General features: G+C 68.1%; 10 protein-coding genes. 5 read left to right on the forward strand and 5 right to left on the reverse strand.

What is annotated here, in order from left to right; genetic code table 11:
* Positions 1–102: 102 nt before the first annotated feature.
* The 3 genes from C1I89_RS07295 to C1I89_RS07305 are packed head-to-tail and all read right to left on the reverse strand — an operon-like array spanning position 103 to position 3,913.
* Positions 103–408 (reverse strand): chorismate mutase, encoded by a 306-nt coding sequence (locus C1I89_RS07295; protein WP_102772123.1) that lies wholly within the window; start codon positions 406–408, stop codon positions 103–105.
* 5 nt (positions 409–413) lie between these two features.
* Complete coding sequence (locus tag C1I89_RS07300; RefSeq protein WP_102772124.1) at positions 414–2,708, reverse strand: UvrD-helicase domain-containing protein; 2,295 nt, start codon at positions 2,706–2,708, stop codon at positions 414–416.
* Positions 2,705–3,913 (reverse strand): DesA family fatty acid desaturase, encoded by a 1,209-nt coding sequence (locus tag C1I89_RS07305; RefSeq protein WP_102772125.1) that lies wholly within the window; start codon positions 3,911–3,913, stop codon positions 2,705–2,707. Before C1I89_RS07305 ends, C1I89_RS07300 begins: the two co-directional genes overlap by 4 nt.
* A gap of 318 nt (positions 3,914–4,231) precedes the next feature.
* Between C1I89_RS07305 and C1I89_RS07310 the strand changes: the two genes are divergently transcribed.
* Positions 4,232–4,639: a hypothetical protein gene (locus C1I89_RS07310; protein ID WP_102772126.1), complete on the forward strand. Its 408-nt coding sequence runs from the start codon at positions 4,232–4,234 to the stop codon at positions 4,637–4,639.
* Here C1I89_RS07310 and C1I89_RS07315 read toward each other — a convergent pair.
* A complete protein-coding gene (locus C1I89_RS07315; protein WP_102772825.1) occupies positions 4,603–5,907 on the reverse strand; it encodes an RsmB/NOP family class I SAM-dependent RNA methyltransferase in 1,305 nt (434 codons plus the stop codon). The genes C1I89_RS07310 and C1I89_RS07315 overlap by 37 nt on opposite strands.
* A 500-nt stretch (positions 5,908–6,407) precedes the next feature.
* Entirely contained in the window at positions 6,408–7,064 is a 657-nt protein-coding gene (gene purN, locus C1I89_RS07320) for a phosphoribosylglycinamide formyltransferase (protein ID WP_102772824.1), read from the reverse strand.
* 110 nt (positions 7,065–7,174) lie between these two features.
* Between purN and C1I89_RS07325 the strand changes: the two genes are divergently transcribed.
* From C1I89_RS07325 to coaBC, 4 genes are all read left to right on the forward strand, one after another.
* The gene (locus tag C1I89_RS07325; RefSeq protein WP_102772127.1) at positions 7,175–8,140 is read left to right on the forward strand and encodes a bifunctional riboflavin kinase/FAD synthetase; all 966 of its coding nucleotides are present in this window, start codon (positions 7,175–7,177) and stop codon (positions 8,138–8,140) included.
* Entirely contained in the window at positions 8,130–10,991 is a 2,862-nt protein-coding gene (gene ileS / locus C1I89_RS07330; RefSeq protein ID WP_102772128.1) for an isoleucine--tRNA ligase, read from the forward strand. Before C1I89_RS07325 ends, ileS begins: the two co-directional genes overlap by 11 nt.
* A gap of 2 nt (positions 10,992–10,993) precedes the next feature.
* Positions 10,994–11,518 carry a signal peptidase II gene (lspA, locus tag C1I89_RS07335; protein ID WP_102772129.1) on the forward strand — a complete coding sequence of 175 codons (525 nt, stop codon included), beginning with the start codon at positions 10,994–10,996 and terminating at the stop codon, positions 11,516–11,518.
* A gap of 116 nt (positions 11,519–11,634) precedes the next feature.
* On the forward strand, positions 11,635–12,834 hold the full coding sequence (gene coaBC, locus C1I89_RS07340; protein WP_102772130.1) for a bifunctional phosphopantothenoylcysteine decarboxylase/phosphopantothenate--cysteine ligase CoaBC: 1,200 nt from the start codon (positions 11,635–11,637) through the stop codon (positions 12,832–12,834).
* Positions 12,835–12,860 lie beyond the last annotated feature (26 nt).

Here is a 12,860-nt window from a genome sequence, read left to right on the forward strand (position 1 = left end):
CGCTGCACCCATCCTACGGTCGCGTCATCGTAGGATGGGTGCAGCGCGAGAATCCTAGGGCAAGAACTCAGGTATCAAGCGCGCGGAACCCATCGCCCCCCCTCACGAATAAGGGCGTTCGCGCAACCGGGTATGGTGCGCGACCACCGTATCGATCACTTCGTGCAGTATGTTTTCGGCCAGTTCGGGCGGCACGCCCGCTTCCTCGGCCAGGCGCCGGATGCGCGCGACCTGCTGGGACTCGCGCCGGGTGTCGAGCAGGTCCATGCCGTGGGCCTGCTTCAGTTCGCCGATCATGTCCGTGCAGCGAAAGCGCACGCCCAGCAGCAGGATGATCTGCTGGTCGATCTCGTCGATCTCGGCGCGCAGCGACGCCAGCTCGTCTTCGGGGGATTCGTGCTCGGCCATGTTTTTCAACCCTGAACGATATCGAGTTTCGCGATGCCCAGCGCCAGGGTCTTGGCGCCCACGTCGCGGAACTGGATTTGGGCCTGGGCGTCCTGTCCTGCGCCGCTCAGGCCGATGATCGTGCCCTCGCCGAACCGCGCGTGGCGCACGCCCTGACCTACACGATACTGCTTGTCGCCCACGGTAACGCCGCTGGCCACGCTGCGCGGTTGACGCGGCGCAATGGTGTTGGTGGGCTTGCGTCCGAACGCGTCGCCGCGGTTGCCGCCGCCCCAGCTCGCGCTGGTGGCGCCGACCTGCGCCAGGCCGGCCTTGGGGGTCAGCCATTTCAGGTGCTGCTCCGGAATTTCGTCCAGGAAGCGCGAGCGCATCGCGTAGCGCGTCTGGCCGTGCAGCATGCGGCTTTGCGCCAGGCTGATGTACAGGCGCTGGCGCGCGCGCGTGATGGCCACGTACATGAGGCGGCGCTCTTCTTCCAGCCCGGACGGCTCGAGGATGCTGTTCTCGTGCGGGAACAGGCCCTCTTCCAGGCCGGTGATGAAGACCGCGTCGAACTCCAGGCCCTTGGCCGCGTGCACGGTCATGAGCTGCACCGCGTCCTGGCCCTGCTGGGCCTGGTTGTCGCCGGCCTCCAGCGCCGCGTGCGACAGGAACGCCGCCAGCGGCGTCAGGCCGTCGCCGCCGATGGCCGGCGCGTCCACCACGCCCGGCATGAGCGTCGAGGAAGCGTCCTGCTCGGGCACGACGCCGGCCGGCAGGCCGTCGTAGTTTTCCTCGGACGCGAACACGGCGGCCGCCGTGATCAGTTCGTTCAGGTTTTCCAGGCGCTCGGCGCCTTCGCGCTCGGCCTTGTAATGGGCGTTCAGCCCGCTGGCCTCGAGCATGTGCTCGACCATCTCCGGCAGCGGCAGGTCGCGCGTTTCCTCGATCAGGCGGTGGATCAGCTGGGCGAACTGCGCCAGGTTGGAGCCGCCCTTGCCGCCCACCAGGGCCACCGCCGAATACAGGCTGGTGTCATGGGCGCGCGCGGCGTCGGCCAGCTGCTCCAGCGTGCGCGCGCCGATGCCGCGGGTCGGGAAGTTCACCACCCGCATCCATGAGGTGTCGTCGTGCGGGTTGGCCATCAGGCGCAGGTAGCCCAGCGCGTGCTTGATTTCCTGGCGCTCGAAAAAGCGCAGGCCGCCGTACACCTTGTAGGGAATACCGGCCGAGAAGATGGCGTGTTCCAGCACCCGCGACTGCGCGTTGCTGCGGTAGAGCACGGCGATCTCGCGGCGCAGGCTGCCGTCGCGGATCAGCGCGCGGATCTCGTCGACGATCCATTGCGCCTCCATGCCGTCGGACGGTTGCTCGATGACGCGCACCGGCTCGCCCTCGCCCTGCTCGGTCCAGAGATTCTTGCCCAGCCGGCCGGTGTTGTGGCCGATCAGCGCGTTGGCCGAATCCAGGATGTGGCCGTAGGAGCGGTAGTTCTGCTCCAGGCGGATCACGGTGCCGCGCGCGTAGTCGCGCTCGAAGTCGGCCATGTTGCCGACGTTGGCGCCGCGGAATGCGTAGATGGACTGGTCGTCGTCGCCCACCGCGAAAATGGCGGCGCCGCCGCCGGCCAGCAGGCGCAGCCACTTGTACTGCAGCGTGTTGGTGTCCTGGAACTCGTCGACCAGGATGTGGCGGAAACGGCGCTGGTAGTGCTCGCGCACGGGCGCGTTGCGCGACAGCAGTTCATAGGCGCGCAGCAGCAGTTCGGCGAAGTCGACCACGCCCTCGCGCTGGCACTGGGCCTCGTAGAGCTGGTAGATCTCGATCAGGCGGCGGCGGTGGGCGTCGTAGGCTTCGACGTCGGCCGGACGCAGGCCCTCTTCCTTGGCGCCGTTGATGAAGCGCTGCACGTCGCGCGGCGGATACTTTTCATCGTCGACGCCGTTGGCCTTCATGAGGCGCTTGATCGCCGCGAGCTGATCGGTGACGTCCAGGATCTGGAAGCTCTGCGGCAGGCCGGCATCGCGGTGATGGGCGCGCAGCATGCGGTTGCACAGGCCGTGGAAGGTGCCTATCCACAGGCCGCGCATATCGATGGGCAGGATGGCCGACATGCGCGCCAGCATCTCGCGGGCGGCCTTGTTGGTGAACGTGACCGCCAGCAGCCCAAAAGGCGAGGCCTGGCCGGTTTGAATCAGCCAGGCCATGCGGGTGGTGAGCACCCGGGTCTTGCCGCTGCCCGCCCCGGCCAGGACCAGGGCGTGCTGCGGTTCTAACGTTACTGCGGCGCGTTGTTCAGGATTGAGCTTCTCTAGCATCATGCCGCGTAGCGGCGCAGACGTTGAGCGAATTGCTCGAGCCCGGCGATGCCGCTTTGCTGGGCGCGCTGGCACCAGGCCTGCAGATCATTGAGGAGCTGTTCGCTGCTGGCGCTGGAGCTTTCCCAGATGCGGCCGAGTTCGCGGCGCATCTGCACCAGCGTGGCCAGCGACTTGTTGCGGGCGATGGCCTGGTCCACGGCGGCAACCTGTTCGGGCTGGAGGATGTCCTCGTTGCGGTGGATGGCGCGGCGCACGCGGTGCAGCTGGGTCCAGTCGCATTCGGCGCTGCCCTTCTTGCGCGAATCCTTCAGCTTGGCGAGTTCTTCGCGGGCGGCGCTCTTGATCACGTCCGCGTAGCGGGCCATGACTTCGTAGCGGTGCGTGATCACGCCCTGCAGGGTGCGCAGATCGATGCCGGTGCGGCTGTCGTCCAGCTTGAGCTTGGGCGCGACCTTCTTGATCTTGGCCAGGCCGAAGAACTTCAGGATGTTGATGTAGCACCAGCCGATGTCGAACTCGTACCACTTGGCCGAGAACTTGGCCGACGTGCCGTGGGCGTGGTGGTTGTTGTGCAGCTCTTCGCCGCCGATCACGATGCCCCACGGGAACAAGTTGGTGCTGGTGTCCGGGCTGTTGTAGTTGCGGTAGCCCCAGTAGTGGCCGATGCCGTTGACCACGCCGGCGGCCCAGAACGGAATCCAGGCCATCTGCACGGCCCACACCGTCACGCCGATGGCGCCGAACAGGGCGATGTCGATGGCGAGCATGGTCAGCACGCCCCACAGGCTGTGCTTGCTGTAGATGTTGCGCTCGAGCCAGTCATCGGGCGTGCCGTGGCCGAACTTGGCCATGGTTTCCTTGTTGGACGATTCCTCGCGGTACAGCTCGGCGCCGCGGAACAGCACTTTCCAGATGCCGAACAGGATGGGCGAATGGGGATCGCCTTCCTTTTCGCACTTGGCGTGGTGCTTGCGGTGAATGGCAACCCATTCCTTGGTGACCATGCCGGTCGTCATCCAGAGCCAGAAACGGAAGAAGTGCATGACGGCTGGATGGAGGTCCAGGCCGCGGTGCGCTTGGCTGCGATGGAGGAATACCGTGACCGAAACGATCGTGATGTGCGTCATCACCAGGGTGAACACGACGATCTGCCACCAGGTGGCTTGCGTCAGACCGCCGGCAATGAAGGAGAGGATGTAATCCATAAAGCTGTTATGAGCCTCGCTTGAGAAGTGCGTGAAGTTTAGCTTACCTTTGCCGTCTTATGACAAGGGAGTTTCAAAATAGTTTTTGAGAGAAATCAAGGACTAAGCCAGGGTTTTGACACGTAAACATCCCTACTCGCGACCATAAAAGACGAGCGCGAGGCCAGGCCCTGCGACCCTGCATCTACCCTGTAACAAGGGTAGCGCAATCGCCGGGACAAGTGGTTTGGGCCAGATTTTGGCATTAAAGTTCCTGTCAGCCGCGCGGCCGCGCGCCCTGCCGTCCGCCACGCCCCGACTGTCTCTTTTGCCCCACTGATGTTGCCGAACAAACCCCGCCTCAAAATACGTCCCCATTTTACTTGCGCCCTGGCCCTGGTGGGCGCCGGCCTGTCCGCGCCCGCCGCGTCGCAGACGCTGAAGCCGGGCGACGTGGTGGTGCTGGCCTCTTATTACGAGATCCGCGGGTCGGACTGCCTGGCCCTGCGCGCGCCGCGGCTGTCCATCACCCTGGCGCCGCGCCTGGGCAAGGCCAGCGTCATGCAAACGCGCGGCCAGTCGGGCGCCTCCGGGCGCTGCGCCTACAAGACGGTGCCCGTCTCGCAACTCGTGTACCAGGCCGACCGGCCGGGCCAGGATTCCCTGGCCTGGGAGGTGAAGTACCAGGACAAGACGCTCGGCACCCGCCGCTACAGCGCCACGGTGGGCGTCACGCCGGGTTCCTGATCCGACGCCTGCGCCGCCTCGGCCGATTCCTCGGATTCGGCTACGGCCCCCTTTTTCTTGCGCTCGAACACCGCGGCGAAGAAGCCGTCGGTGCCGTGCACGTCGGGGCGCAGCTGGACATAAGGGCCGTCGAGCTGAAGGTTCTCGCAGCGGGCCGCCAGGATGGCGGCGGCGTCCAGGCGTTCGAAATCGGGGTGGCTGGCCAGGAAACGCTCGGCCTGCACCTCGTTTTCCTCGGCCAGCAGGCTGCAGGTGGCGTAGACCAGGCGGCCGCCGGGCGCCACGCAGCGCGCGGCGCTCTTGAGGATGCGCTCCTGCAACTGGCCCAGCTCGGCCAGCGCCTCGGGGTGCTGGCGCCATTTGAGATCGGGATTGCGGCGCAGCGTGCCGATGCCGCTGCACGGGGCGTCGACCAGCACGCGCTGGGCCTTGCCGGCCAGGCGCTTGACGCGGGCATCGTTCTCGTTGTCGATGACGACCGGCACCACGTTGGACAGGCCGCTGCGCGCGAAGCGCGGCTTGGCGCGCGCCAGGCGCGCCGCCGACACGTCGAAAGCGTACAGGCGGCCGGTGGAACGCATCAGCGCGCCCAGCAGCAGCGTCTTGCCGCCCGCGCCGGCGCAGAAATCGATGATCATCTCGCCGCGGCGCGGCCCGACCAGCAGCGCCAGCAGCTGGCTGCCCTCGTCCTGCACCTCGATACTGCCGTTTTCGAATTGCGGCCAGCGGTTGATGGCCGGCCGGCCTTCCATGCGGATGCCCCAGGGCGAATACGGCATGGCGACGGGCTGGTAGCGGCCGGCGCCCTGCTGCAGCTCGGCCAGCATGGCGTCGCGTTCGGCCTTCAGCGGATTGACGCGCAGGTCCAGGCTGGCCTGGCGGTTGAGCGCCTCGATCAGCGTTTCGGGACTGTCCATCGCGCCCAGGCGCTCGTCGAGCCAGTCGGGGATGCTGCCGCGCACCGCGCGCGGCAGCGTCGCCAGGTCGATCTGCGACACGCGCCGCAGCCACTCGGCCTCGGCGGCGTCCAGGCCTTCGGCCAGCTCGCCGGCACCCAGCGTGGCCGCCAGGCCCAGGATGGCCAGACGGCGCGAGGCCGGGCCCACGCCGCTTTCGCCGAACTGGCGGTAGCGGCGGAGATGGCGCAGCACGTCGTAGACGGCCTCGGCGACCTCGGAGCGGTCGCGCGCGCCCAGGTTGGGATGGCTGCGCAGCCAGTGCGACAGCGCCGCGTCGGCCGGGTGGGTCCATTGCAGGATTTCGCCCAGGGCGCGCTGCACCTGCTCGATCCGGATGGCGGCGTACGGCTGGCGCGGACGGTTGTACTGGGGCTTCTGCGGCGCGCGGGCCTCGCCGCGCGGGGCGTCGTGGGGACGCTGGCCGGGACGGCCTTCGCGGTGCTCGGCGCCATAGGAGGCGCGCTCGCCGCCGCGCGGCGCGTCGTAGGACGGACGCTGGCCGGGGCGGCCTTCGCGGCGCTCGGCGCCGTAGGAGGCGCGCTCGCCCTGCCGCTCGTCGCGGCGTTCTTCGCGCCTGCCGTCGGGACGGCCTTCGCGCCGCTCGTCGCGGCGACCGTCGCGGCCGCGCTCCAGCGCCTGCCGGGCCTCGCCCTTGGGGCGCGAAAAGAAGCTCCGGCCGTCGCGGCCTTCGGCGGCGCGCGGGGCGCCGGCCGGACGGGAACGCGGAGGTTGGGATTTAGTCATGGCGTATTCCAGTGGGGCGGAGGTTTGCCGCCCGGTAAATGCGTTGCAGCGCGTTGCGCGGACGGTCAGGCGGCCGGCGACCAGGTGAACAGGCGCTCGGGATCGCCCGCCACGTTCACGCGGTGGTCGCTCGTCAGGGTAACCCGGCCTTCGGCCAGCCAGCGCACCGCCGCCGGGAAAGCCTGGTGCTCGACCGTCAGCACGCGCTCGGCCAGCGCTTCCGGCGTATCGCCGGCCAGCACCGGAACGCAGCCCTGGGCGATGATGGGGCCGTGGTCCAGCACCGGGGTCACGAAATGCACCGTGCAGCCGTGCACCCGCACGCCGGTGGCCAGCGCCTGGGCGTGGGTGTGCAGGCCGGGGAAGGCCGGCAGCAGCGAAGGATGGATGTTGACCAGCCGGCTCGCATAATGGTTGACGAAGCCCGGCGTCAGCACGCGCATGAAGCCGGCCAGGATGACGTAATCGGGCTCGTAGCGGTCGATCTCGGCGGCCAGCGCGGCGTCGAAGGCCTCGCGGCTGGCGTAGTCCTTGTGGAACAGGGCCGCGGTGGGAATGCCCTGGTGGGCGGCCCATTCCAGGCCGGCGGCGTCCGGCCGGCTGGCGATCACGGCGGCCACTTCGGCCGGCCAGCCCTGGTCGCGGCACGCTTCGGCCAGCGCCCGCATGTTGCTGCCCCGCCCCGAGATCAGGATGACCAGGCGGCGCTTGGTGGTAGATATTTCCGGCAAGATAAGGAATTCCAAGGGAAATCGGGTTTGTGCGCGCGAGTCCCGCGCGATTTGGGCGGGATGGGAACAAACCCGGAATCCAAAATTGTAAACTCTCGCTCGTGAAACCATCGCTGCATATCTACCGATCCCTGCCCCCGCCCGAGCGGCGCGCCCCGTGCGCGCTGACGATCGGCAATTTCGACGGCGTCCATCGCGGACACCAGGCCATGCTGGCGCGCGTCTGCCAGGTCGCGAGCGAACGCGCGCTGGCGCCCGCCGTCATGACCTTCGAGCCGCATCCGCGGGAATATTTCGCCACGCTGCACCAGCGCCCGGAACTGGCGCCCACCCGGATCTCCGGGCTGCGCGACAAACTGGCGGCGCTGGCGCGCTACGGCATCTCCCAGGTCGTGGTCGAGCGTTTCAATGCCCGCCTGGCCGAGATGTCGGCCAACGCCTTCATCGAACAGCTGCTGGTGCAGGGCCTGCACACCAGATGGCTGCTGGTGGGCGAGGATTTCCGCTTCGGCCACAAGCGCAGCGGCGACATCGACCTGCTGCGCGAAGCCGGGCTGCGCCACGGCTTCGAGGTGCAGACGCTGGCCGACGTAACCGACCAGCACGGGCACCGCATCTCCAGCTCGGAAGTGCGTACCGCGCTGGCGGTGGGCGACCTGGAGCGCGCCCGCCACCTGCTGGGCCATCCGTATCACATCAGCGGCCACGTCATACACGGCCAGAAGCTGGGCCGCACGCTGGGCTTTCCCACCATGAACCTGCGCGTGGCCGAACGCTGCGCCGCGCGCTCGGGCATTTATGTGGTGCAGGTCCACGGCCTGGGCGAGCGCGCCCTGCCCGCGGTGGCCAGCCTGGGCGTGCGCCCCACGGTCGAAGACCGCGGCCGCGTACTGCTCGAGGCGCACCTGCTCGACGAGACCATCAACGCTTACGGTAAACTCGTACGCGTCGAATTCCTGCAAAAGCTGCGGGACGAAGAAAAATTCCCTGACCTCCCTTCCCTGACTGCCGCCATCGCCGAAGACGCGCGAAACGCGCGCGCCTATTTTGCCGTCCATGGACTATAAAAAGACCCTCAACCTGCCCGATACCCCTTTCCCCATGCGGGGCGACCTCGCCCGACGCGAGCCCGCCTGGATTTCGCAGTGGGAGGAAAACCACGTCTACCAGGCGATCCGCGCCGCCAGCCGCGGCCGCCCGCGTTTCGTGCTGCACGACGGCCCGCCCTACGCCAACGGCGACATCCATATCGGCCACGCGGTCAACAAGATCCTGAAGGACATCATCGTCAAGAGCCGCAACATGGCCGGCTATGACGCGCACTACGTGCCGGGCTGGGACTGCCACGGCATGCCGATCGAAATCCAGATCGAGAAAAAGTACGGCAAGCACCTGCCGGTGGCCGAAGTCCAGTCCAAGGCCCGCGCCTACGCGCTCGAACAGATCGACCGCCAGCGCAAGGACTTCAAGCGCCTGGGCGTGCTGGGCGAGTGGGATCGTCCCTACATGACGATGAACTTCAGCAACGAAGCCGACGAGATCCGCGCGCTGGGCCGCATCCTGGACAAGGGCTACGTCTTCCGCGGCCTGAAGCCCGTGAACTGGTGCTTCGACTGCGGCTCGGCCCTGGCCGAGGCCGAGGTCGAATACGCCGACCGCGTCGACCCGGCGGTGGACGTGGCCTTCCCGTTCGCCGAACACGCCAGGCTGGCCGCGGCCTTCGGCCTGGATTCGGTGGACGACGGCGCCATCGTCATCTGGACCACCACGCCCTGGACCATCCCGTCCAACCAGGCGCTGAACGTGCATCCCGAAATCGAATACGCCCTGGTGCGCGTGTCGCCGGCGCCCAAGTTCGGCCCTCTGCTGCTGATCGCCAAGGAACGCGTCGAGGACTGCCTGAAGAGCTGGGAGCTGGAAGGCGAAATCATCGCCACCGCCCCGGGCGCGGCGCTGTCCGAGATCCAGTTCCGCCATCCGCTGGCGCAGTTCGAGGCCGCCTACGACCGCAAGGCGCCCGTCTACCTGGGCGACTACGTGACCGCCGACTCCGGCACGGGCGTGGTGCACTCGGCCCCGGCCTACGGCATCGAGGACTTCATCTCGTGCAAGGCGCACGGCATGAAAGACACCGACTTCATCAGCCCGGTGATGGGCGACGGCAAGTATGCCGACAGCCTGGCGCTGTTCGGCGGCCTGTCGATCTGGGACGCCAACCCCAAGATCGTCGAGGCGCTGAAGGAAGCCGGCGCGCTGATGCACGTGGAAAAGCACAAGCACAGCTACATGCACTGCTGGCGCCACAAGACGCCCATCATCTATCGCGCCACCAGCCAGTGGTTCGCCGGCATGGACGTGGCCCCCAAGGACGGCGGCCCGACCCTGCGCGAATCGGCGCTGGCCGGCATCGACGCCACGGCCTTCTATCCGGCCTGGGGCCGCGCCCGCCTGCACGCCATGATCGCCAACCGTCCGGACTGGACCCTGTCGCGCCAGCGCCAGTGGGGCGTGCCGATGGCCTTCTTCGTGCACAAGGAGACCGGCGAGCTGCATCCGCGCACCATCGAATTGCTCGAACAGGTGGCGCAGCGCGTCGAAAAAGGCGGCATCGAGGCCTGGCAGGCGCTGGACCCGCGCGAACTGCTGGGCGACGAGGCCGACCAGTACGAGAAGAACCGCGACACGCTGGACGTGTGGTTCGACTCCGGCAGCACGCACGCCACGGTGCTGGGCGGCAAGGACGGCGCTTTCGCCGGCTCGCACGGCGCCGAACTGGGCTGGCCCGCCGACCTCTACCTGGAAGGCTCGGACCAGCACCGCGGCTGGTTCCATTCCTCGCTGCTGACCGGCTGCATGCTTTACGGCCAGCCGCCCTACAAGGCGCTGCTGACGCACGGCTTCGTGGTCGACGGCCAGGGCCGCAAGATGAGCAAGTCGGTGGGCAACGTGATCGCCCCGCAGAAGGTGTCCGACTCGCTGGGCGCCGAAATCCTGCGCCTCTGGGTGGCCTCCACCGACTACTCGGGCGAACTGTCCATCTCCGACGAGATCCTCAAGCGCGTGGTCGAAGGCTACCGCCGCATCCGCAATACGCTGCGCTTCCTGCTGGCCAACCTGGCCGACTTCGACGCGGTGTCGCAGGCCGTGCCCTACGGCGAACTGTTCGAGATCGACCGCTACGCGCTGGCCATGACGGCGCAGATGCAGGCCGAGGTCCAGGCCAACTACGAACGCTATGATTTCCACCCGGCCGTCGCCCGCCTGCAGACCTTCTGCTCGGAAGACCTGGGCGCGTTCTACCTGGACATTCTGAAGGACCGCCTGTACACCTCGGCCGAAGACAGCCGCGCCCGCCGCTCGGCCCAGACCGCGCTGCTCGACATCACCCAGACGCTGCTCAAGCTGATGGCGCCGATCCTGTCGTTCACGGCCGAAGAAGCCTGGAAGGAACTGGTCGACTCCGCCCTGAAGAACCAGGCCGACGCCGCCCGCACCACGATCTTCACCGAGGTCTACCACGCGCTGCCGCCGTACGCCGACGCCGAGGCGCTGACGGCCAAGTGGACGCGCCTGCGCGCCATCCGCGCCGAAGTCCAGCGCAAGCTCGAAGAAGTGCGCACGGCCGGCGACATCGGTTCGTCGCTGCAGGCCGAGGTCGACCTCTACGCCAGCGGCGCGGACCGCGAACTGCTGGCCAGCCTGGGCGACGACCTGCGCTTCGTGCTGATCGTCTCGCGGGCCGCCGTGCACGCCGGCGAAGGCGAGACCCGCATCGAAGTCACGCCCTCGGCGCACAAGAAGTGCGAGCGCTGCTGGCACTGGCGCCTGGACGTGGGCCAGGACGCGGATCATCCCGAGATCTGCGGCCGCTGCGTGTCCAACCTGTTCGGCTCGGGCGAAGCCCGCGACAAGGCCTGAACATGGCCGGGCCCGCCCCCACCGGCGTCCAGTCCGGCACCCGCCCCGCGCCCGCGCGCGTGGGGCGCTGGCTGGCCATCGCGCTGGCCATCATCGTGCTGGACCAGCTGACCAAGATCTACTTCAACACCGCTTACCAGTACGGCCAGCGCGTCAACCTGCTGCCGTTCTTCGACTTCACCCTGGTGTACAACCGCGGCGCCGCGTTCAGTTTCCTGGCGTCCGAGGAAGGCTGGCAGCGCTGGCTGTTCACCGGGCTGGGCTGCGTGGCGGCCGTGGTCATCACCATCATCCTGCGCCGCACCCACGGCCAGCCGCGCTTCTGCCTGGCGCTCACGCTGATTCTGGGCGGCGCCATCGGCAACGTCATCGACCGGGTGGTGCATGGCCACGTGGTGGACTTCCTGCTGTTCTACTGGAACAACTGGCAATTCCCCGCCTTCAACCTGGCCGACGTCGGCATCACCTGCGGCGCCGTGCTGCTGGTGCTGGACGAACTGCTGCGCTCGCGCAAGCCGCAAGCCTGAGTTTCGCCGCGTTTGATCCCCCCTGAACGGATGGCGAACGGCGCGATGCCGCAATGCAGAATAAAATCACTGTCCGTTCCTCGTTTACGCGGCGCTGAACCCGCCGCCCCGCCCCCATGCTCGACCTCGCCCGCAAACGCATCGTCCTCGGCCTGACCGGGGGCATCGCCTGCTACAAAATCGCCGAGCTGGTGCGGCGCATGACCGAACAGGGCGCCACGGTCGACGTGGTGATGACCGAGGCGGCCACGCACTTCATCACGCCCGTCACCATGCAGGCCCTGTCGGGCCGCCCGGTGTTCGTGGACGCCTGGGACGCGCGCGTGCCCAACAACATGGCGCACATCGACCTGACACGCGGCGCCGACGCCGTGCTGATCGCGCCCGCCAGCGCCGATTTCATGGCCAAGCTGGCCCACGGCATGGCCGACGACCTGCTGTCCACGCTGTGCCTGGCGCGCGCTTGTCCGCTGCTGGTCGCGCCCGCCATGAACCGCGAAATGTGGGCCAACCCGGCCACGCAGCGCAATGTCGCGCAACTGCGCGCCGACGGCGTCAGCGTGCTGGGACCCGCCGCCGGCGAACAGGCTTGCGGCGAGACCGGCGACGGCCGCATGCTGGAAGCGCACGAACTGCTGACCGACCTGATCGCCTTCTTCCAGCCCAAGCTGCTGGCCGGCCGCCACGTGCTGCTGACCGCCGGCCCCACGTCCGAGCCGGTGGACCCGGTGCGCGTGCTGAGCAACCGCTCCTCGGGCAAGACCGGCTACGCGCTGGCGCGCGCCGCGCGCGAGGCCGGCGCCCGCGTCACGCTGATCACCGGCGCCACCTTCCTGCCGGTGCCGCGCGGCGTCACCGCGCTGTCGGTCACCACCGCGCGCCAGATGCACGATGCGGTGATGGCCAGCGCGGCCGACGCCGACATCTTCATCGCCGTGGCCGCCGTGGCCGACTGGCGCGTGAAGAACGTCAGCACCCAGAAACTGAAAAAGACCAGCGAGGGCGGCGGCGCCCCCGTCATGGAGTTCGAACCCAATCCCGACATCCTGGCCGAAGTCGCCAAGCTGGCCGACGGTCCCTGGTGCGTGGGCTTCGCGGCCGAAACCGAGAAGCTGGCCGAGCACGCCGAAGCCAAGCGCGCGCGCAAGGGCATCCCCCTGCTGGTGGGCAACCTCGCGCACAAGGTCATGGACGCCGACACCACCGAACTGGTGCTGTTCGACGAACAGGGCGTGCATCCCCTGCCCGCCGCCGGCAAGCTGGACGCGGCGCGCCGCCTGATCGCCGAGATCGCGGCGCGGGTGCCGCCGAAGTAGTCCTCTGCGCACTCAAAAAAAAACGC

Source organism: Achromobacter pulmonis, assembly GCF_002885955.2.
Classification (GTDB): domain Bacteria; phylum Pseudomonadota; class Gammaproteobacteria; order Burkholderiales; family Burkholderiaceae_B; genus Achromobacter; species Achromobacter pulmonis_A.